We start from the raw sequence: 21,214 nt of genomic DNA, 5'->3' as shown, positions 1-21,214 counted from the left end.
GCAAGATTTTCAAACGACGAAAAGCTGTCTCAACAATATGCATCAATGCTATCTAAACTAGATATGGCACTTTTATTGCTTTACTGATACATATTATAAAAAATCTGTTGGGTTTCATGAAAAATATAGCCGATAATTTAGTGCATTTATGCACTCACAAACCTAAATCTGTATATGCAATATTGTTGCTTTTTGTGGTGTTATTAGCGGCCCAGATCCCTCGAATTCAAATAGATACAGATCCAGAAAACATGCTGGATGCAGAGCACCCTGCACGAGTGTTTCATAATCAAATTAAGCAAACATTTAGTATGCACGATGCAATAGTTGTTGGGGTGGTTAGTACACAAGATGAAAACGGTGTGTTTAAGCCTGATGTGCTTTCTGACATTTTTGACATTACAAAGACAATTATGTCATTGGACGGGGTTGTTTCCGCTGATGTCATGTCAATTTCAACAGTTGATAATATCAGTCAGGAAGGAACAGGTGCGATTCGTTTTGAATGGATGATGCCCACCCCACCGGAAACCATTGCAGTTAGTCAACAGATACAACACAACTTGTCCCGTCTGCCCTTGTTACAAGACACTTTGGCATCAAACAACGGTAAAGCCGCTGCGATTTACGTACCTATTTTAGATAAAAACGAAAGTTTTAATATTGCTGAACAAATTCGCGGCGCAATCGAAAAGCGTGATAGCAGCGCACAGTGGTATATTACTGGGTTGCCTGTTGCCGAAGACCAATTTGGTTTCGAGATGTTTGTGCAAATGGGAATTTCAGCGCCCCTAGCAGGCTTAACTATATTCATTCTATTGTTTATTTTCTTCCGCAATATTCCGTTAATTATCGCGCCTATGATAGTGGCGATGGCAACAGTCATTATTACCATGGGGGCATTAATAGGAATGGGATTCACTGTTCATATCATGTCATCCATGATTGCGATTTTTCTAATGCCGATTGCGGTGGTAGATTCAGTACATATTTTATCGGAATTCAGTGACCGTCATAAACCAGGAGAAGATCTTCAGGCCACGATTGAGGAAGTGGTAGGACATTTATTTACGCCTATGCTGTACACTTCAATAACCTCTTCCGTGGGGTTTTATTCATTAATGTTAACTCCTATTCCTCCGGTACAAATATTTGGTGCTTTTGTAGGTTCAGGTATCCTACTCGCGTTTTTAATTACCATTACGTTTATGCCTGCTTATCTGTCGAGAATGAGTGAAAAGTCACTACAAAGTTTACAGGATGTGATGCATAGCCAGCAAAGTGGCGGTACTAGAATTGCAAAACTTGCAGGTGCTTTGGGTAAGATTGCAATGAACTTCAAAGGCGCATTGATATTGAGTTTTTCAGTGGTGTTCGCCATCTCCGTGTGGGGAATTACCCAAATTCAAATAAACGATAACCCGGTGCGATGGTTCAAACCTGATCATGAAATTCGCATAGCCGATAAAGTCTTAAACGAAAATTTTGCAGGTACCTACGATGCCTACATAGTGCTAAGTCAACATTCATCTTTGGTGCCTGTGGAGAACTTATTATCAAAAAATATCCCCTCAAGCTTAACCAATTGGCAACAGGCAACTTTAGAAAAGCTTAAAGATGAGCCGCTAAATGAACAATATCAGCAACTTATCATTGAAATAGAAGATAAGATGTTTACTGATTTAAGCTCACAAGAAGAACAATTTTTAAACGACTTGTTAAACCTGACAGAGAAAGCCCTGAGCCAGTCAAAAGCTTTTCAGTCTCCGCAATTACTTGCCTACATAGAGTCTTTACAAACAGCTTTGCAGGCATCAGGCTTGGTCGGTAAATCTAATTCCCTAGCCGATGTAACTAAAGTGGTGAATCGCGAACTCAGATCTGGCGAAGCCAAGGATTACCAGATCCCGAATTCACCGCAAGCTGTGGCGCAAACCCTAATGCAATATCAATCTTCTCATCGTCCTAATGACTTGTGGCATTTTGTCACGCCCGATTACCAACAAACTCTGGTTTGGTTGCAATTAAGCAGTGGCGATAATCAAGATATGACTGAGGTAATCCAGTTAGTAGACGATTATGTAGCCAACAACCCACTGCCAGCGAATATTGAACTAGGCTGGGCAGGCAAAGCCTATATTAATGTCATTTGGCAAGAAAATATGGTTGCAGGCATGCTCGATAGTTTAATAAGCGCATTTATTATTGTATTTGTGATGATGGTAATTTTGTTCAGATCCTTAGTATATGGTGTGCTTGCGATGCTGCCGCTAACAATTACCATCACCTTCATTTATGGATTGATTGGTATTATTGGCAAAGATTACGATATGCCAATCGCAGTGTTGTCTGCATTAACACTTGGTTTGTCAGTTGATTTTGCGATCCACTTTTTAGAAAGGGCCCGCGCCTTATTTAAACAAACCAAGGATGTGAAACAAACATTGGCCTTGATGTTTCAAGAACCGGCTACCGCAATCACTCGTAACGCGTTAGTTATCGCCCTAGGATTTACCCCCTTGCTCTTTGCTCCACTTGTTCCCTATATCACCGTGGGAGTATTTTTAGCTAGCATAATGGCAATTTCGGCCTTGGTGACGCTACTTATCTTGCCCGCTGTGATGTCGTTAGCAAAACAATTGGTTTTTAAAAACTAGATGATTAGGAGTTTTAGAATGTCTAGATTTACATTATTTACTTTATCGTTATTTATGTCGTTACCGACCCTTGCTGCTATTGATGTTGCCGAATTAATTAGCAGCGCTGAAAAAGTGGCTTATTACAGTGGAGAAGACGGTCGCTCAGATGCACGTATGATGATTGTCGATTCTCAGGGACGCAAACAAATGCGTCAATTCACCATTCTCAGACGAGATGTTGAAGACAATGGTGATCAACAGATGATGGTATTTTTCAGTCGTCCAACAGATGTAAAAGACACTGTATTTAGAGTGGAAAAACATGCAGATATTGCAATAGACGATGACCGTTGGCTGTACTTACCTGCGCTGGATTTGGTTAAGCGCATTTCGGCTGGCGATAAACGCACGTCCTTTGTGGGATCGCATTTTTTCTATGAAGATGTGTCAGGCCGTGCCGTATCAGAGGATAACTTTGAATTACTGAATGAAACCGCTGAACACTACATCTTAAAAGCAACCCCGAAGTCAGCAAATAGCGTTGAATTTAGCTACTATCAAGTCAGTATCGATAAACAATCAAAGCTACCTGTGAATATTGATTTTTTCAATGAAGATGGGGTTAATTACCGACGTGTTGAAGCGATTAAAATCGAAGATATTCAAGGTTTCCCTACCGTTGTCCGCTCGAAAGTAAGTGATTTGATTAACGGCGGTTATACATTAATGGAATTTAGAAATATCAGTTACGATTTAGGACTTCCGGATGATGTATTTTCGGAACGCAGTTTACGTACGCCTCCACATCAATGGCTAGACTAATGAAAAAAATTTCATCCCTCGCCAGCGGTTTATACATAACTGTAATACTCTTCACATTCAATGCTGTAGCGCAAACTTCAGAAGATGAATGGGATATGGGCGATTGGTCGGAAGAAGAAGTAGCAAAGCCGCTATTTACCGGCTTTGTCGACTTTAGTGCTGGCAACAGAATATCCTCTGATCCTGAAATTGATCAAGCCAAAACCCTCAGAGATATTCGTTTACAAGTACAATGGGAAAAACTGCTCAGCCATTCTAGCGTAACTATTACTAGCGACTTATATTATGACGGTATACTCGATGAGGTAAAAGCAGATATTAGGGAGTTTGCTTGGCAAGGAAGATTGGACTCCTTAGGCGAATGGGGAAAATATTTTGATCTGAAATTAGGTCAACAAGTGCTGACCTGGGGAACGGGAGATTATTTATTTCTAAATGACCTTTTCCCAAAAGATTATCAATCATTTTTTGCAGGTCGTAATGATGATTATCTTAAGGCCCCTTCCCTATCTGCAAAGTTATCTGGATTTTTTGATTGGGGTAATATCGACTTGGTTATTACCCCTGAATTTGCTCCTGACAACTATATTAACGGCGATTATTTTTCCTTTTTCTCACCACAATTTGCTAAAAACATTGCGCCTGGTTTTGACGTGAGCCCACCCTACCGACCTGAGTCGCCAGAATATGCACTGCGTTATTACAAAACCTTAGGATCATCTGAAATTGCTGTATACGGTTACCATGGATTTCATAAATCGCCTAGCAGTCAAACGGCACAAGGCCAACCTTATTTTGCTAAACTCAACGTTTATGGCGCCAGTGTAGTCAGCCCTGCTTTTGCAGGTTTAATCAAAGCTGAAGTCGCCTATTATGCCTCTGGTGATGATAGCCAGGGTACTGAAGCATTGATCCCTAACGATCAAAGTAGAGTGTTAATTGGTTATGAACAAGAACTAATAAAAGATTTATCGGGGAGTTTACAGTGGTATATGGAGCGCACTCATGATTATTCAGCACTGCGTTTAAATTCACTTACGCCACAATATGATCCTAACCGCAGTCGTATCGTCGTTACGCAGCAACTGGTGTATCGGTTAATGCAGCAAACCTTAACAATTAATGTATTTAACTTTTACTCCACCAGTGATCAAGACGGATTTTTGAAACTGCGTGCCGATTACAGCCCTGTAGATGAGTGGCGACTGTCTGCTGGAATGAATCTATTTTACGGTGAAGAGCAATACACCTTTTACAATCAATTCGAAGATGCTAGTAACCTTTATGCTAGTTTCAGATACTTTTATTAACTATGGCTATCCGATAAAAAAGAGGATGTTTATGTCTGCAGAAAGAGCGTTAACCGCATTTGCTGGTTTTATGGTGTTAGTATCCGTTGCATTAACCGTTTGGGTTCATCCAAACTTTGTATGGTTTACGGTGTTCATTGGTGCCAACTTGTTTCAACAAAGTTTTACTGGCCTTTGTCCTGCAACCTTTGTTATTCGCAAAGTATTTGGTTTCAAAACTGAAAAGGAATTAGCTAACGGTCAATGAATCGTATACTTTATTATTAAATATCAAAATCTTATATCAGTCTGAGGCGAGATTTAAGCGCACTATCTCAAGTCAGACGCCCTCGTATTTTAAGCCATATCTCTGAAGTTTACGGTAAAACGTTCGAGGGCTGACGCCCAATTTCTGAGCCAGTTCATCTACCGGTAAAGTGCTTGCAAAACACAATTGCGATAAATATTGTTTTTCCATATCGTCCAAGGAAATAATTTGATTCACTTCTTTGGCTTCAAAACCACCGGTGTTAATCACGAGTTCCGGCAAGTCCTCCACTTCAATAATATCTTCATTTGCGAGCAATGCTGAATGTTCAACAATACTTCTTAGTTCACGAATATTACCGGGGAAATCATATTGACACAGCGCAAGCAGCGCTTTTTCACTGAACCTTTTACGATGCAGCTCAGACTGTTTTAAAAAATGTTCTGCCAAAATCGGGATATCAGAGCGTCGCTGAGCCAAAGACGGCAACATTATTGGAAAGCCAGCAATGCGATAATACAAATCTTTCCTAAACTCGCCTGACGCTACCAAATCAAGCAGGTTTTTATGGCTTGCGCAAATCAGCCTAAAATCCGCCTTTTTCTGCTTAATTCCGCCAACGGTTCGATAACAATGGGTTTCAAGAAGACGTAACAATTTCACTTGCATTGCTAATGGCACATCGGCGATTTCATCAAAAAAAACGGTACCACCATTGGCCATTTCTATCAGTCCCTTTTTGGCATGAGTTGCACCAGTAAAAGCCCCCTTTTCATGACCAAATAATTCAGATTCGAATAAGTTTTCATTAAGGCCAGTACATTCAATTATAACGAAAGGCTTTTGTGCCCGAGCGCTCGACTCGTGAACCGCTTTAGCAACTAGCTCTTTTCCTGTGCCGGTTTCACCATGCAGTAATACCGCAATATCGGCCTTAGCAGAGCGGTTAATTTTATTCAGCATGGTTTTAAACGGCTCTGATGCACCTATCATCAGCTGTGCATTAGACTCATTAGAGGCAAACCTTATGCGATCAAGCACTTCTAGAAAACCGGTGGTTATGCCATTTTCATCTTTAATCGGTTTCATCAAAATATCGCAATAGGTTTTACCATAAGGCGTATCGTGAATGTGAATGACACTGCTGGTTCTATTGGTTTTTTTACATTGCTCCATAGGACAGTCTTCGCCGTGTTTATCGCAAGGAGATGAATTACCGTGAGAAATTTCAAAACAACTGCTTTTACCAACAATGACTTCATTTTCGTAAGTATCTCGATAGGCGGAATTTACCGCTAAAATACGATATTCAAGATCGATAAAAATTGCCGGTTTTTCCATGGCATCGATCATCGATTGCACTACACCAATATTCATATCCAGATAGCTCGTCAGTAAGTCAATATTGACTCATTCTGTGACAAAAATGACAAAGGAATCAAGGTTTATCTAAGCTAGTTCATCAATACTTAATAAACTGCATACTTTTCAACATGTTAAATTTTTTGAATTTATAGCACGCCTCTTGCTTACATAATGTTCACATATCGTAACTATTAACAACGATAAGATAAGTGAGGAACTAAAATGGCTAAAGTAGTGATCTTAGGTGCAGGAACCGGTGGCATGCCAGCGGCTTATGAAACAAAGGAAATACTCGGTAAAGAACATCAAGTTGTTGTCGTCAATGAACGACCGGAGTTCCGTTTTGTGCCATCGAACCCTTGGGTAGCAGTTGGCTGGCGGGAACCTGACGCCATAACTATGCCGATTGAAAAATATCTGAACAAAAAAGGCATAGAGTTCATTTGTGCAAAAGTGGACAAAATTGATGCCGCAAACAAAGTTATTTTAACCCATGAAAATGAAAGCATAAGTTACGATTATTTGATAATCGCTACAGGTCCAAAACTCGCGTTTAGTAACATTAAAGGAGCTGGCCCAGATTATTATACCCAATCCATATGTACCTTAGATCATGCCAAACAATGTTATCAAGATTTCGAAAAACTGCTGAAAAACCCTGGTCCAGTTGTGGTTGGTGCGTTTCAAGGCGCAAGTTGTTTTGGGCCAGCTTACGAATATGCGTTTATATTAGATAAAGCTCTTCGCGATGCCAAAATCCGCCATAAAGTTCCAATCCATTTTGTTACCAGTGAACCCTACATCGGACACATGGGATTAGGTGGTGTTGGAGATTCCAAAACCATGTTGGAGTCGGAACTCAGATCTCGAGATATAAAATGGACATGCAATGGCACTGTAGATGAAGTCTGTGAAAATATGATGCATGTATCCGAATTAAACCGTAAAGGAGAAGTGGAATTTGAACATCAGCTGCCTTTTCATCACGCCATGTTAATACCGCCTTTTAGTGGCGTGGATGCAGTCGCAAATGTTGACGGCTTGTGCAATCCAAAGGGATTTGTTGTTACCGATGAATTCCATCGTAATCCAACTTATCCAACTATTTTTTCGGGCGGTGTTTGTGTTGCTATTCCACCAGTTGAGACAACACCAGTGCCCACAGGGACGCCTAAAACCGGTTACATGATAGAAACAATGATGACAGCTATTGCGCACAATCTAAAAGCACTCATTATTGACAATCAACCACCGCAAACCAAAGGCACTATGCACGCAATTTGCCTAGCCGACATGGGAAATACTGGGGCAGCATTTGTGGCAATGCCGCAAATTCCTCCCCGCAATGTCGCTTGGTTTAAAAAGGGCAAATGGGTGCATTTAGCCAAAATCGCATTTGAAAAGTATTTTATGCGCAAAATGCGCACCGGCACCAGTGAGCCTGTTTACGAAAAGTATGTGTTAAAAGCACTTGGAATAGAACGTTTAGAGTAGGAATAATTATGAACAAGATTTTGGCAATATATTCAACGACAGTTAGCTTATCAATTATATCCGGTTTTGGGTTATATATGACGCTAGCCAATGCAAACGAAATAACAAAATCAAATATACCATTGGCCAACAATAAGGTAGAAAATCAACAAGATAATGCATCATACCAACAAATCGCCAAGGAAAAAATGGCGCAATTTGGAAAGCAACTCAAAAGTGCATTATTGGACGCAATTGCTACTGGCGGTTTTGAAAATGCAGTGGAAGTTTGTCAGAATAAAGCACCGAAAATAGCCGCCGAACTATCCACTGATGGCTGGCAATTAAGTCGTACTAGCTTAAAAACTCGTAACCCTCTTAATCTGCCAAATGAATGGCAAAAGCCTGTATTACTTGAGTTTGAACAACAAGCTCAAAATGGAAAACCGATAGATAAATTAGTATTCAGCGATACCGTAAACGGTCAATTTAGGATGATGAAAGCGATTCCTACTGGCCAGCTATGTATCGCCTGCCACGGCACAAATATTTCACCTGAATTATCCAACAAAATTAACCAGCACTACCCACAAGACACAGCAATCAACTTCTCTTTAAAGGATATTCGCGGTGCTTTTAGTGTCACAGCGCCTATAGGTCAATAATCTACTTGTGATTAAATCACATATTGTCACTTATGACAGAACCTCTGTCATAAGTGACAACCACCCTCCTCTATAGAGCCATGGTAAAAATAAAACCCTCATAATTTCATATGGTTACATGAATTTCAAAATTTGGCACGTTGAATGCAATTCTGTTGATTAAGATCAACTCCGAGTTAGAAATCTTCGGAATATAATAAATTTCGCTAACTCTTTATGCGCAAACACATTTTTAATCACAAGGAGAAACAGTATGAACGAGACTCTTATCGAGTTATCTCGTTGGCAATTTGCCTCTACCGTCATGTTTCATTTCATATTTGTTCCATTAACTTTAGGGCTGAGCTTTATGCTTGCCATAATGGAATCAGTTTATGTTTTGACTGGCAAAGAAATCTACAAACAAATGACCAAGTTTTGGGGTAAGTTGTTTGGGATCAACTTTGCCATTGGCGTTGCCACAGGCTTAACCATGGAATTTCAGTTCGGTATGAACTGGTCTTATTATTCCCATTATGTCGGTGATATTTTCGGCGCACCTTTGGCAATTGAAGGGCTCATGGCGTTCTTTTTAGAGTCTACATTCGTTGGTTTGTTTTTCTTTGGTTGGGACAAAATGACCAAGGTAAAACACTTAATGACTACTTGGCTGGTTGCAATTGGCTCTAACTTCTCAGCACTTTGGATTTTAATTGCAAATGGTTGGATGCAGTTTCCAGTAGGAGCTGAATTCAACTTTGAATCCATGCGGATGGAAATGACTAGTTTTGCAGAGGTAATTTTCAACCCCGTTGCACAGGTTAAATTTGTACATACCGTTTCTGCAGGATACGTCACAGGCGCTATTTTTGTATTAGCGATTTCGTCATATTATCTACTGAAAAATAAAGACGTTGCTTTTGCTAGACGTTCTTTTGCCATTGCCGCCAGTTTTGGTTTGGCCTCGGTGATTTCGGTCATTATATTGGGTGATGAAAGTGGCTACGAATTGGGTGATGTTCAAAAGGTAAAATTAGCGGCAGTAGAAGCAGAATATGAGACACAACCTGCTCCAGCGGCATTTACCCTATTTGGGATACCCAACGATGAGACCCAAACAGTCGATTATGCAATTCAAATTCCCTATGCCATGGGTATTATTGCCACTCGTTCTCTAGACGAAGAAGTGGTCGGATTAAAAGAGCATAAAGAGCGTCACAGAGAACGAATTTTATCTGGAATTATAGCCTACGACTTACTAGATAAAGTCAGGAATGGAGAAGCGACTGTCAATGAGCGCGCTGATTTTGAACAACATAAAGACAATTTAGGCTTTGCCATGTTGTTGCAACCATTTACCGAAGATGTCAGCAACCCGTCGGAACAAGCTATTCAACAAGCAGTAGACTACAGCATCCCTAAAGTTGCGCCGTTATTTTGGAGTTTCAGGCTGATGGTTGCATCTGGGTTTGCGATGTTAGTGCTGTTTGCCCTTGCGTTTTACTATTCCACTAAGCATCAGATTACCAAGCCTCGTTGGTTGTTAAAATTTGCACTTTACAGCCTGCCGCTTCCTTGGATTGCCTCTGAAGCCGGATGGTTTGTAGCAGAATATGGCCGTCAACCTTGGTCGATTGCAGAAATACTACCCGTACATGCATCGGTATCAAATTTATCTGTGACTGATGTCGTCATTACAATAATTGCCTACACATTTTTCTACGCAATTATGTTTATTGCAGCCTTCTATCTCATGCAAAAGTACGCCAAAAAAGGACCTAGCGAGACCTTCGCTGACGCCGAGCGTGAATTAGAAGAAGCCGCTCAATTACTGAATAATGAACAACCTCAAGGAGCAAACTCATGATTGACTATGAAACGCTGCGCGTTATCTGGTGGGTGTTAATTGGTGTATTACTCATAGGCTTTGCTGTTACCGACGGTTTTGATTTAGGCGTAGGCGCATTGTTAACGCTGATTGGCAAAACCGATCAAGAACGACGAGTTATGATCAACACAATTGGTCCCCATTGGGATGGAAACCAAGTATGGTTTATCACTGCCGGTGGTGCCATTTTTGCGGCTTGGCCAATGATTTATGCGACTGCTTTTTCCGGTCTATACTTAGCGTTAGCCTTAACCTTAATCGCACTTTGGATGCGTCCACTTGGGTTTGACTATCGCAGCAAACTAACCAATAAAAAGTGGCGAATGATGTGGGATTGGGCACTATTTGCTGGCGGATTCATCCCTGCCCTAATATTTGGTGTGGCATTTGGTAATTTGCTACTGGGTATCCCATTTGAGTTAGATGAGACGTTGAAATCAACCTATACAGGCTCATTCTTTGGTTTACTCACCCCTTTTGCTTTGCTTACTGGCCTAGTTTCGGTTGCCATGCTACTAAATCATGGCGCAACTTGGTTACAACTTAAGTCTGATGGTGACCTGTATCAACGAGCGCGCTCTGTTGCGGTGATATTGGCTTGTACAAGTGCGGCGCTTTTCGCTTTAGCAGGTGTTTATTTAGCCCTGGGAGTCGATGGTTATCAAATCACCTCAACCATAGATGTTGCCGCTACGAGTAATCCATTACATAAAACCGTATCGGTTGTCAGTGGTGCATGGTTGCAAAACTACAGCATTTATCCATGGATGGTAGTCGCTCCTGTTCTAGGTATCGTTGCAGCACTCGCCTCTGCCTTGTTTTCAAGTAAAGGAAAAAGTGGTTGGGCGTTTACTGCAAGTGGCTTAAGTATTGCTGGCATCATTTTAACCGCTGGGTTTTCGATGTTTCCGTTTCTACTACCAAGCAGCATCATGCCTGATGCAAGTTTGACTGTGTGGGACGCAACGTCTTCATTTTTAACCCTGCAAACTATGTTTATTGTGGCCTGTGTTTTTGTACCTATAGTGCTGTTTTACACCGCATATGGTTTTTGGGTCATGAGAGGTCGAGTAAAACAAGCGGACTTAAGTAAGTCACACGCAATTTATTAATGTAAAAGGAAAAAGATTATGTGGTATTTCACGTGGATTTTAGGCGTTTTATTGGCTTGCTCATTTGGCATCATTAACGCCATGTGGCTTGAGTCAACAGAAGATATGGATCGTACGGACGAATCATAATGGAAAATCAAATAACACCTCAAGCTATACAATGGTTAAAGCGGCAAAGCATGGATTTTCGCGTGCCGCAAATGAAGGTGTTTTTGGTCAGGCTAATACAGTTTATTGCTCAAATCTTCACATTCTGGTTATTTGCCGAAATGATGATGTCGATTGTTGTTGAGCAACAAGCATTTGATGGGCGCAAGGTTTTATACTTAGCGGTCGCATCATGTATTTGGTTGGTCAGTGTATACGTTGCAGATAGCTTATCGGCTATCTGCAAAAATAAAATTGAAAGCCAAATTGAATCGGATATCCATGCAATTTGGCAACAACAACAAACTGCATTAATACGCCGATACTCGTCGGCTTATTGGCAACAATTAATCTTTGATCACATTGCTGATGTAGGAAATTACGTCAGTCAGTACTGTGTCCAAAAATGGATGGCCGGGATAACGCCACTGGTTATCTTAATGGTGATCGCCCCCATCAATTACGTGGTAGCAGTTTCTCTACTGCTTTGTATGCCAGTGGTTCCTTTGTTTATGATTATCGTCGGCAAAGGCGCTGCGGCACTGCATCGTAAACATTTTATCGCTTTAGAACGTTTAGGCGCGATGTTCTCAGATAGATTAAAAGCCTTGCCGCTGATTACCAGCGCTAATCAGCATCATGAGCAACAGATGCGCTTAAGTCATGCCAGCAATATTGTAAATTCAAAAACCATGAAAGTGGTATCTGTGGCTTTTTTGTCTACCACGGTTCTAGATTTTTTCTCGACCTTATCAATTGCACTGGTGGCCGTATTTATCGGTTTCAGTCTAATTGGTGAATTTGAATTTGGACCGTCAATGAATCTACACACTGGTCTGTTTATGTTACTGGTTGCACCGTTATTATTTGCCGAATTAAAAACATTAGGCCGATATTACCACCAAAAATCCAAAGCCGAAGCGAGTGCGGAAAGGTTTGCAGAGATATATCAAGAGGTTAAACCTAACGTCATCCAACAAAACTTCAGCGGAATTGATTGGCTTAATTTTCAAGTTAAACAACCAAATATTTGCGCAAAAAAGATTTCCATCCAGCCCAGTGAATGGATATTTCTCGAGGGTCAATCCGGCGCAGGCAAAACCGTTTTGCTAGAGGCATTGATGGGTTTTAGGGAAGCTTCACATCAATTCCCTGCGCTAAGTTACTTGTTAACTCAAGATACCGTAGTGCTAGATAATACGCTGAGATATAACCTCACCCTAGGGCGCGATTTCGCCGATCACATGCTTTGGGAGGTGTTAGTCGACGTAGAACTGAATGACTGGGCGATCAAACTTGAACAGCAATTAGATACACCTTTAGGTGACTACCCTCCACTTTCCGGCGGTGAAGCCCAGCGTTTAGCCCTTGCGCGCATCTTACTGATTAACCCCGAAGTGGTTTTTCTCGACGAACCCACTGCTCACCTGACTCAGGAACAGCATAGAATCCTAAGTTTACTGCTGCGTCAACGCTTGCAACACAAGACTGTAATTTGGGCATCACACAAGTCCATTCCAGATCACTGGTTTACACAACATTGGCAACTTGAAAATGGTGTATTGAGGATCCCAAATGAAGCATAAAAAGCTATTAGCCGTCAGTTTGTTTCTGGCCATAGTGCACTTTCTGGTGGGATTCACTATTTTACTGGTGTCTTCTTGGTTTATTGCCGCCTCAGCCATTGCTGGCATAGGCTTCAATTACATGTTACCGGCTGTCATCATCCGCGCCCTTGCTATATTGCGGATTGCGTCTGGCTATTTCAGTATGTTGTTTGGCCATCAGCACTTGCTTGGCTCTTTGGCAGACATTCGTTTATCGGTGTTCAAGTCCCTCGCCGACAATAATGTTACATCTAGAGATGTATCCTTAAACGCACTTGCTTATCAAAGTGAAGAAGTGGCTTCTATTTGGATTGCTTGGGTGGGGCAAAATGCAGGTGTGTTATTATCCATCAGCGCACTTATGTTTTGTGCTGTTGTATTTACACCGACATTAAGTTGGCCATTAATCGTTTTCTTTAGCGTATTTAGTCTCATTTACGCCACTTTAGTACTCACAACTTTGCACAACGCTAAGCGCTTAGTCAAATATCAAAAAGCGACGCAATTACGCTTAATTCAGCATATTGAAAGTGCGCCTATCTGGCATATGCAAAATCAACTGCAACCACCACAACTAAATAGCATTAGAAAAATACAAAACCGAATCCAACAACACACAAGATTAGCCGCGTTGCTGACCTCTATAACCAGTATCTCAACCTTGTGTTTTATTTTAGTAAGTCACGCTAGTACTCACTTAGGAAACAGTTTGTTTGTGATTATTCCTATGGCGTTACTGAGTGTAAATGATTGGTTGGGTCGCTCAATCGAATCTCAAAACAAGCTGGCAAGTTATCAGGTTGCCAATAACAACATTGCTCAACTAGTAAAAGAGTCAGTGCCAATTTCGCGACTTAATCCCCATGTTAAGAATCTCGAAGTTTTGAACTTTAAAGCTCAAAATACAGTAATGCCGGAAGTGTTTGGCACATTCAACATAGCAAGTTTGAGCTTACTGGTGGGAAGCTCTGGCTCTGGGAAAAGTCGTTTTTTACAGGCTGTCGCAGGCCTTATCCCCAACCAAGGTAAACGTTTGATCAACCATAGCGATATGCCTGAAGGGTTACTTAATGACAGCTTATACATAGAACAATTTCCATTTTGTTTATCAGATACCTTAAAAAGTAATTTACTTATTGCCAATCCAGAGGCGTCCGATAGATGTTTAATTGAAACCCTGAATGATGTTGGTTTGGGCTACATGAGCGATATTAATCAATGGATTGGAGAAAACGGTAGACGTTTTTCTGGCGGTGAGAAAAAACGTTTGGGCTTGGCTCGAGCACTATTAAGTAAAGCAAATTTAATTTTGATTGACGAACCATTTGAAGCCTTAGATGAAACCAATATTGAAATTGCCTGCCGCCAACTCAACACATTGGCCCAACATAAAATCGTGTTGGTTGCCTCTCATATTATTCCACGTCAACTGAAAATCGATCAGCAAATATCTCTTGATCCTCCATTGCATTCGGAATTAAACAAAGAAGGTGCCATTCATTATGAATAAACTCATCATTCAACCATTTTTGGATGAAACAACCAATACTGTCACATATGTGGTAACTGACAAAACATGTAACCTATCCGCGATTATTGACCCAGTATTAGATTTCGATCCAAATTCCGGCACGCTTTCCTCCACCAGTGCCGATAAAGTGATCAAGTATTTAGATGACAATAATTTATCCTTGGAATGGATACTGGAAACTCATGCTCACGCTGATCATATTACTGCGTCTCAATATATTAAGGAAAAACGTGGTGGCGAAATCGGCATAGGCGAGCATATACGCAAAGTCCAATCGACCTTTAAAAAAATCTTTAATTTACAACCAGACTTTGCTTGTGACGGTAGTCAATTTGATCACCTTTTTAGTGACGGTGAAATGATCAATTTAGGCCATCTAAACATTCAAATAATGAATACCCCAGGTCATACACCTGCCTGCATTAGCTACCTGATTGAAGACACTGTGTTTGTTGGTGACACACTGTTTATGCCCGACTATGGTACCGCGCGAGCAGACTTCCCCAATGGCAGTGCCAAAGCCTTGTACCAGTCCATCCAGAAAATACTTTCACTACCTGACGAAACCCGTATTTTTGTCGCTCATGATTATAAAGCCGAAGGTCGTGACGAATATGCGTGGGAAACCACGGTATTTCAGCAAAAACGCAACAATATCCATGTAAAAAATGGCACCACTGAAGAGGATTTTGTCAATATGCGCAATCAACGTGACAAAACATTAGCCGCGCCAAGACTTCTGCTACCATCAATTCAACTTAATATTCGCGCTGGACTGCTGCCAGATAGCGAGGATAACGGTGTTGCGTATCTCAAAATTCCGTTAACCACAAAATTGGCTTAAACCATGAACGATCCAATGATTTGGTTAGGTGCAATTGCTATGGGATTGAGTCTTGGGCTACTGGGCTCCGGTGGCAGTATATTGACCTTACCCTTACTGATTTTTATTGCCAAAGAACCTGAAAAGTTAGCCATTGCAGAATCTCTACTTATTGTAGGAATAGTGGCGTTAGTTGGCACTATATCCCACTATCTAAAAGGTAATATCATCTACAAATTGGTATTGTATTTTGGCATTCCTAGTATGTTTGCGGCATATGGAGGCGCTTATTTAGCGCAGTTTGTCAGCGCAAAATTACAACTGCTTACTTTTGCAGTAATAATGCTTTTAGCGAGTTTTTTTATGCTCAAACCGCTCGCCCCTAACCTCACCCAAACAACCAGTCCGCAATCAGGGTTTTGGCTAATTCCTGCGAGCTTGTTGGTGGGCTGCTTAGCCGGCTTAATTGGTGTAGGCGGTGGTTTCCTGATAGTGCCGGCACTTATGTTTATTGCCAAAATCCCCATCAAGCAGGCAGTGGGTACCAGTTTAGTCATTATTGTAATGCAGAGTATTAGTGGCTTTTCCCAGTACTTAAAAGTATTTCAAAATGCTGATATCAGCTTAAATTGGCCGTTAATCTCGCTGGTCAGCAGTTGTGCAATAGGCGGAATATTAGTCGGGTTGCGAATCGCAGATAAACTTCCCCAATTGGTGATAAAGCGCCTATTCGGTGCTGGGCTAATTGCGCTATCGGCCTACACCTTTATGACCAACGTTTAAACCAGGATTTGCCATGCCTATCGTCAACCTAAACGACCACTTTTCAATATCTGGTGAGCTCGATAATGAATTACTCTCACAGTTAGTTGAAAATGGCTTAACCATGCTAATTAATGTTCGCCCCGATAATGAGTCTGCCACTCAAATAAATAGTCACCAATGGCAACAGATATGTCGTTCACTTCGAATTGAGTATCAGCATATTCCGGTTAAATCGGGTATTTACTCAAATCAACAAATTGCGTTATTTAAACGCTTGCTTGAACAACATAAGGGCTTAGTCCATTGTTTTTGCAGAAGTGGCACTCGTGCAGTCCACCTTTGGGCGTTGAGTCAAAAACAACAGGCCAGCTTCCAACAGTTACAACAACTATGTTCCTCAAAAGGTTATGATTTGTCAGCAATTAAAGACTATTTTAAGTGATTAAGTTTTGAATCAACAAAAATAGACTAGACTGAAAGAAAAAGCATAACGCGGCAGCAAGCGTCGCCTAAAAGTTGGGCTGCAATAGTCGAGGAATTAGCAATGATATTTTTACGCAATTTTTCATTGATATACCGATTAAGTTTTATTGTCATTTTAATGGTGCTCGTACTGGTACTTCTGAGCTTCAGTGTGTTGAACCATCATTATGAAGCACTGGAACAACAAGCCTACAAAGAAAACAAAAGCGTTGTGGATGTCGCATACAGCGTAATTGAACACTTCCATCAATTAGCCAGTACCCAACAACTCAGCGAAGACGATGCAAAATCAATGGCGATTGCAACTGTGAGTGAGCTTAGATACGACGACAATAATTATTTTTGGTTACAAGATGCAACCCCCAATATGATTATGCATCCTTTCAAACCGGCGTTAAATGGAGAGTCTCTATACAACAGCACTGACGCCAATGGGAAAACGTTTTTCCGAGAAATGTCGCAATTAGTCAAAAAACAAGGCAGTGGTTTTGTGACCTATGTTTGGCCACTACCAGGTGAGGAAGAACCAACCTCGAAAATATCCTACGTCAAAGAATTCCGGCCGTGGGGATGGACTATAGGCTCGGGAATTTACTTAGATAAACTTGACGCCTTTTACGCCAAACTGCGTAATTCATATATCCTCGAAGCTTTTATCGGATTGCTTGTTATTCTTGGCGCTACTTGGTTAATTAGCAGGAGTATTACTGCGCCGATTCAAGAAGCAAGTGAACGAATGCGTGACATTGCTCAAGGTGAGGGAGACTTGACCCGTCAATTGCCGGTAAAAGGAAATGATGAAATAACCCAGCTAAACCAGTTTTTTAATCAATTTACCTCCAAAATACGAGAATCTCTTCTGCAAGTGCGCACAATCGTTGAAGAGTTAATAGAACAATCCAATTCGGTTGCCAGTGTTAGTCAAAGCAGTAACACCTTTGCCCAACAGCAAAGTGACGCCACCTTACAAGTAGCAGATGCTATTGATCAAATGACGAAACAAATTAGCGAAGTTAGTAGCAGTGCATTGAATGCGGAAAACACCACAACTGATGCTAAAACCAATGCCCAATCGGGAGCCGTAGCGGTGAATCGCACCGTAGAGGATATTCAATCATTAACCAGTAACATCGATCAGGTTAATTCGGTTGTATCTCAATTAGCCAAACAAAGCGAAAACATTGGTAGCGTACTCGATGTGATACGAGCGATTGCAGAACAAACCAACCTGTTAGCATTAAACGCGGCGATCGAAGCGGCTCGCGCAGGAGAGCAAGGCCGAGGATTTGCTGTCGTTGCCGATGAAGTCCGTACCTTAGCCAGCCGCACCGGACATAGTACTGACGAAATTCAAACCATGATTGAGAAATTACAAAGCGATGCTAAAGCCGCAGTGGAAGCAGTAAAAACCAGCCAAGACACTTCTCAAAAAACGGTAGGAAACATAAACGAAGCGAATGAAACACTGCAAGAAGTTGCAAGATTAATGGGCCAAATGTCGCAAATGAACAGCCAGATAGCCCAAGCGACAGAGCAACAAACTCAAGCCGCGCAAGCCATTAACTTGCGACTTAATGATTTAAACGATGCCTCAGAACAATCTGTCACAACGGCAGCCACCTTAAACCAAGCTAGTCAGGCGCTAAAAGCCCTCAGTGATAAAGTGCATACTGTAGTTAATCGCTTTAAATTGTAGTTTTACAAGCTGTTTAACCTATTTAGACTTTTGCTGACTGTGCCGCGGCGAGCTCAGAAGAATGAAAAAGCTCTCGTAAAATGTAAACTTAAGAGTTTTAAAGGTTTTTTGTTAAGCCGTTCTTAAGGTTAACAATATAAAGTTCATACATACATTTATTGGTGGTTGTATGAACTTAAACCTTTTCACTGTTTTTATTATAATTTGCGCGACTTTATTTTTGCCGTCTAAGCTGCTCGCTCAGCAAGAAAAGGAGTGTAGTCAAACTGACAAGGTTCACTTTAAACCCAACGATATATTCAACTTAGAAGATGATGACAGTATTTTCATACACGATTGGGCCAACTTTCTACATATCAAAACCAAGCAAGATACCCTCGAAAATGAAGCTGCTTTTTTCCTCAAAAAATGTGAGGTTAACTACGATGATTTACTCGAACTGGAACGACATCTACGCAATCAAAAATACATAAGAGACGCGAAAGTAAATTATGATGAGAATAATTTAGTTTCGGTAGAAACTTGGGACAACTGGACGTTATTGCCAACCATAGATTTCAGTCGTAAAGGCGGTAAAAATAAGTTTGCTATTGGTATAAGAGATCGTAATTTGCTTGGTTTGGGAATAGGCGCAGAAATAGAATATTTTAGTAATGAACAGCGCACGGGTTATAGATTTGATACCCAATTCCCCCTTTATCTGAAAAACAATATTAATGCCTCTATCACACTAACGAGCAATGATGATGGCAGCTCAAAGGCCGCTTTTATTAATAAGCAATTTGTGAGTTTCGATACCCAATATGCATATCAAATAGGGTTTGATAATTTCAGTCAAATAGACACACAATTCGAATTGGGCCAGCAATCTAACCGCTTTAGCCATGAACAAAGATTCTCCACTATTGCGTGGCAATGGCTGCAAACAAATTCATCCACAGATACGTTACGCTTTGGTGTCGGTTACACGCGGGAATCACATCGTTTTTCAGATTTAATCAAAAATGCACTCAACGAGACTAACCTTTTGCCCAACGACAGAGAGTTTAATTATCCCTTTGTTTCCATCGAGTATTTGCAGAAAGATTTTAGGAAATTAACCAATCTGCACTTAATCAACCATATCGAAGATTACAATTTAGGCTGGCATGTCAGTGCTAGTATCGGTACTGATTTTTCAGATAGAGATAACGCCCCTAGCCTAATCTGGCAATCCAACTTATCTAAAGGAATCGAAATATCTGAAAATGCGTTAGTGTATTTTGATGTCTCACTTGAAGGCGAGCAATACAACAATTCGCAACAACAAGACAGAGTCCTACTCAAAACCAGTGCTGAGTATTTCTACAAGTTCAATCAGCATTGGGGGGCATATTTTAAAAATGCCAATGTAATAAGTGACAATCAATATTTAGACTCACCTGTGGTTTTAGGTGGTGAAACTGGTGTACGAGGTTACCCATTGCAATATCAGCACGCCACAAAGAGCACACAATTTACCGCTGAGGCCCGCTATTATCCGCAGATTAATATCTACAAATTATTGGAGTTAGGTGGCGCTGCATTTATAGATTCCGGTAAAGTATTTGACCAATCAGAGTCATCAGAAAAGCAATCTTCATTAATGACATCCGTTGGCCTTGGAGCTCGATTTTATTCCACCCGTACCAGTGAAGCACGGGTAATTCATATTGATGTTATTAAGCCGATTAGTTCAGATCCGAATGTAAACAGTGTTGAATTTAGAGTGACCACTAAACATAGATTTTAGCTAATCTATAGTGTTTTACTTAAGACAAGCGATTGCCCATCACTTTAATCACTTTAATCGCTTATCACTATGGTTAAAGCAGCATTTCCACGTATCGAATAACATCACTTTAATCGTGCTAATAACTGAAAATTACTTAGCTCGACAACTGATACACGCAAATATTCACTGCACTGGCTAAATTAAGTGAATCAATTTTTCCACTTCCAGCAATAGTAAAGGCGTCGGCAGCACAGGCCGATAAGGCATTAGTAGGAACGCCACGCGCTTCGTTGCCAAACAAATAACACTGGTAATTGACAAAATCTGTACTTTGAATTTGTTTGCCTTGCATATCTAAATAGGCAAAGCGCTTAAAGCGTGTTTGTAGATCAGCCAATTCAACCTCCAACTCAATGGGCACATGAAATATCGCGCCCATACTGGCCCTTACCACTTTGGAGTTAAACGGATCGACACTGTTGGGACTGAGCAATAAGCGAAAACCACCAAACCAAGCTAAGGTTCGTAAAATGGTACCTAAGTTACCGGGATCTTGTACTTCATGAAGATAGATACAGCGTTCACCCTGCAGGTTCGCTTGCTGCAATTTAGCGGCCTTTGGCAATGGCACACAAGCAATAATGCCCTGCGGGGTTTTGGTGTCACTGAGCTGTGCCATTTGCTTTTTATTCAACACAACTAAAGCACATTGATGAGTAAATCGTTTGCCCCAATCTTGATATTCTTCAGTGACATACAAGGTAATATCATCTAATCCATGTTCTGCTTTTTGAAGCTCTAAAACCAGATGTTCACCTTCCACAAGGTAATAACCAAACTGCGAACGATATTTCTTTCGGTGGAGCTTTTTTACATCATCAAATTTCATATTAACTTGCCTTTATAAAT

Annotated in this window: 18 protein-coding genes; 16 read left to right on the top strand and 2 right to left on the bottom strand. The window is 40.9% G+C overall.

The features are described 5' to 3' along the window. Positions 1 to 116 precede the first annotated feature (116 nt). From Q4567_RS12865 to Q4567_RS12850, 4 genes are read left to right on the top strand one after another with little or no spacing between them, the layout of a single operon-like run. Entirely contained in the window at positions 117 to 2,657 is a 2,541-nt protein-coding gene (locus tag Q4567_RS12865) for an RND family transporter (protein ID WP_303500635.1), read from the top strand. Positions 2,658 to 2,675: 18 nt separating this feature from the next. Next, the gene (locus tag Q4567_RS12860) at positions 2,676 to 3,461 is read left to right on the top strand and encodes an outer membrane lipoprotein-sorting protein (protein WP_303500634.1); all 786 of its coding nucleotides are present in this window, start codon (positions 2,676 to 2,678) and stop codon (positions 3,459 to 3,461) included. Further along, positions 3,461 to 4,771 carry a hypothetical protein gene (locus Q4567_RS12855; RefSeq protein ID WP_303500632.1) on the top strand — a complete coding sequence of 437 codons (1,311 nt, stop codon included), beginning with the start codon at positions 3,461 to 3,463 and terminating at the stop codon, positions 4,769 to 4,771. The genes Q4567_RS12860 and Q4567_RS12855 overlap by 1 nt, the downstream gene beginning before the upstream one ends. A gap of 31 nt (positions 4,772 to 4,802) precedes the next feature. Beyond that, complete coding sequence (locus Q4567_RS12850; protein ID WP_216048407.1) at positions 4,803 to 5,018, top strand: DUF2892 domain-containing protein; 216 nt, start codon at positions 4,803 to 4,805, stop codon at positions 5,016 to 5,018. A gap of 72 nt (positions 5,019 to 5,090) precedes the next feature. Here Q4567_RS12850 and Q4567_RS12845 read toward each other — a convergent pair whose 3' ends face one another. After that, complete coding sequence (locus Q4567_RS12845; protein WP_252729099.1) at positions 5,091 to 6,395, bottom strand: sigma-54-dependent Fis family transcriptional regulator; 1,305 nt, start codon at positions 6,393 to 6,395, stop codon at positions 5,091 to 5,093. A gap of 210 nt (positions 6,396 to 6,605) precedes the next feature. Here Q4567_RS12845 and Q4567_RS12840 point away from each other — a divergent pair, with 210 nt between their 5' ends. From Q4567_RS12840 to Q4567_RS12785, 12 genes are all read left to right on the top strand, one after another. After that, positions 6,606 to 7,877 carry an NAD(P)/FAD-dependent oxidoreductase gene (locus tag Q4567_RS12840; RefSeq protein ID WP_216048406.1) on the top strand — a complete coding sequence of 424 codons (1,272 nt, stop codon included), beginning with the start codon at positions 6,606 to 6,608 and terminating at the stop codon, positions 7,875 to 7,877. An 8-nt stretch (positions 7,878 to 7,885) separates the two neighbouring features. Further along, on the top strand, positions 7,886 to 8,521 hold the full coding sequence (locus Q4567_RS12835; RefSeq protein ID WP_303500629.1) for a DUF3365 domain-containing protein: 636 nt from the start codon (positions 7,886 to 7,888) through the stop codon (positions 8,519 to 8,521). Positions 8,522 to 8,774: 253 nt separating this feature from the next. After that, positions 8,775 to 10,367, top strand: coding sequence for a cytochrome ubiquinol oxidase subunit I (locus Q4567_RS12830; protein ID WP_303500627.1), 1,593 nt, complete (start codon positions 8,775 to 8,777; stop codon positions 10,365 to 10,367). Further along, positions 10,364 to 11,500 carry a cytochrome d ubiquinol oxidase subunit II gene (cydB, locus tag Q4567_RS12825; RefSeq protein WP_303500625.1) on the top strand — a complete coding sequence of 379 codons (1,137 nt, stop codon included), beginning with the start codon at positions 10,364 to 10,366 and terminating at the stop codon, positions 11,498 to 11,500. The genes Q4567_RS12830 and cydB overlap by 4 nt, the downstream gene beginning before the upstream one ends. Positions 11,501 to 11,518: 18 nt before the next feature. Next, a complete protein-coding gene (gene cydX, locus Q4567_RS12820; protein ID WP_100643419.1) occupies positions 11,519 to 11,629 on the top strand; it encodes a cytochrome bd-I oxidase subunit CydX in 111 nt (36 codons plus the stop codon). After that, positions 11,629 to 13,233: an ABC transporter ATP-binding protein/permease gene (locus Q4567_RS12815; protein ID WP_303500623.1), complete on the top strand. Its 1,605-nt coding sequence runs from the start codon at positions 11,629 to 11,631 to the stop codon at positions 13,231 to 13,233. The genes cydX and Q4567_RS12815 overlap by 1 nt, the downstream gene beginning before the upstream one ends. Beyond that, entirely contained in the window at positions 13,223 to 14,764 is a 1,542-nt protein-coding gene (locus Q4567_RS12810; protein ID WP_303500622.1) for an ATP-binding cassette domain-containing protein, read from the top strand. Before Q4567_RS12815 ends, Q4567_RS12810 begins: the two co-directional genes overlap by 11 nt. Beyond that, positions 14,757 to 15,629, top strand: coding sequence for an MBL fold metallo-hydrolase (locus Q4567_RS12805; protein WP_216048400.1), 873 nt, complete (start codon positions 14,757 to 14,759; stop codon positions 15,627 to 15,629). Before Q4567_RS12810 ends, Q4567_RS12805 begins: the two co-directional genes overlap by 8 nt. 3 nt (positions 15,630 to 15,632) lie before the next feature. Then, on the top strand, positions 15,633 to 16,391 hold the full coding sequence (locus Q4567_RS12800; protein ID WP_252729097.1) for a sulfite exporter TauE/SafE family protein: 759 nt from the start codon (positions 15,633 to 15,635) through the stop codon (positions 16,389 to 16,391). Positions 16,392 to 16,404: 13 nt separating this feature from the next. After that, positions 16,405 to 16,815, top strand: a complete 411-nt coding sequence (locus tag Q4567_RS12795) for a TIGR01244 family sulfur transferase (RefSeq protein ID WP_216048399.1) — start codon at positions 16,405 to 16,407, stop codon at positions 16,813 to 16,815. A 102-nt stretch (positions 16,816 to 16,917) separates the two neighbouring features. Further along, positions 16,918 to 18,552 carry a methyl-accepting chemotaxis protein gene (locus tag Q4567_RS12790; protein WP_216048398.1) on the top strand — a complete coding sequence of 545 codons (1,635 nt, stop codon included), beginning with the start codon at positions 16,918 to 16,920 and terminating at the stop codon, positions 18,550 to 18,552. A 169-nt stretch (positions 18,553 to 18,721) separates the two neighbouring features. Then, positions 18,722 to 20,323 (top strand): hypothetical protein, encoded by a 1,602-nt coding sequence (locus Q4567_RS12785; RefSeq protein WP_303500618.1) that lies wholly within the window; start codon positions 18,722 to 18,724, stop codon positions 20,321 to 20,323. A gap of 136 nt (positions 20,324 to 20,459) precedes the next feature. Here Q4567_RS12785 and Q4567_RS12780 read toward each other — a convergent pair whose 3' ends face one another. Then, entirely contained in the window at positions 20,460 to 21,194 is a 735-nt protein-coding gene (locus tag Q4567_RS12780; protein WP_303500616.1) for an RNA methyltransferase, read from the bottom strand. Positions 21,195 to 21,214 lie beyond the last annotated feature (20 nt).

Source organism: Aliiglaciecola sp. 2_MG-2023, assembly GCF_030548145.1.
Lineage (GTDB): Bacteria > Pseudomonadota > Gammaproteobacteria > Enterobacterales > Alteromonadaceae > Aliiglaciecola > Aliiglaciecola lipolytica_A.
Note: the sequence above shows the minus strand (reverse complement) of the source record. Positions and strands in the feature narration are given on the sequence as shown.

Bases quoted from the DNA above. Each gene is read 5' to 3' on its own strand.
- Q4567_RS12865 (WP_303500635.1), top strand. From the start codon at position 117: ATGAAAAATATAGCCGATAATTTAGTGCATTTATGCACTCACAAACCT.
- Q4567_RS12860 (WP_303500634.1), top strand. From the start codon at position 2,676: ATGTCTAGATTTACATTATTTACTTTATCGTTATTTATGTCGTTACCG.
- Q4567_RS12855 (WP_303500632.1), top strand. From the start codon at position 3,461: ATGAAAAAAATTTCATCCCTCGCCAGCGGTTTATACATAACTGTAATA.
- Q4567_RS12850 (WP_216048407.1), top strand. From the start codon at position 4,803: ATGTCTGCAGAAAGAGCGTTAACCGCATTTGCTGGTTTTATGGTGTTA.
- Q4567_RS12845 (WP_252729099.1), bottom strand. From the start codon at position 6,395: ATGAATATTGGTGTAGTGCAATCGATGATCGATGCCATGGAAAAACCG.
- Q4567_RS12840 (WP_216048406.1), top strand. From the start codon at position 6,606: ATGGCTAAAGTAGTGATCTTAGGTGCAGGAACCGGTGGCATGCCAGCG.
- Q4567_RS12835 (WP_303500629.1), top strand. From the start codon at position 7,886: ATGAACAAGATTTTGGCAATATATTCAACGACAGTTAGCTTATCAATT.
- Q4567_RS12830 (WP_303500627.1), top strand. From the start codon at position 8,775: ATGAACGAGACTCTTATCGAGTTATCTCGTTGGCAATTTGCCTCTACC.
- cydB (WP_303500625.1), top strand. From the start codon at position 10,364: ATGATTGACTATGAAACGCTGCGCGTTATCTGGTGGGTGTTAATTGGT.
- cydX (WP_100643419.1), top strand. From the start codon at position 11,519: ATGTGGTATTTCACGTGGATTTTAGGCGTTTTATTGGCTTGCTCATTT.
- Q4567_RS12815 (WP_303500623.1), top strand. From the start codon at position 11,629: ATGGAAAATCAAATAACACCTCAAGCTATACAATGGTTAAAGCGGCAA.
- Q4567_RS12810 (WP_303500622.1), top strand. From the start codon at position 13,223: ATGAAGCATAAAAAGCTATTAGCCGTCAGTTTGTTTCTGGCCATAGTG.
- Q4567_RS12805 (WP_216048400.1), top strand. From the start codon at position 14,757: ATGAATAAACTCATCATTCAACCATTTTTGGATGAAACAACCAATACT.
- Q4567_RS12800 (WP_252729097.1), top strand. From the start codon at position 15,633: ATGAACGATCCAATGATTTGGTTAGGTGCAATTGCTATGGGATTGAGT.
- Q4567_RS12795 (WP_216048399.1), top strand. From the start codon at position 16,405: ATGCCTATCGTCAACCTAAACGACCACTTTTCAATATCTGGTGAGCTC.
- Q4567_RS12790 (WP_216048398.1), top strand. From the start codon at position 16,918: ATGATATTTTTACGCAATTTTTCATTGATATACCGATTAAGTTTTATT.
- Q4567_RS12785 (WP_303500618.1), top strand. From the start codon at position 18,722: ATGAACTTAAACCTTTTCACTGTTTTTATTATAATTTGCGCGACTTTA.
- Q4567_RS12780 (WP_303500616.1), bottom strand. From the start codon at position 21,194: ATGAAATTTGATGATGTAAAAAAGCTCCACCGAAAGAAATATCGTTCG.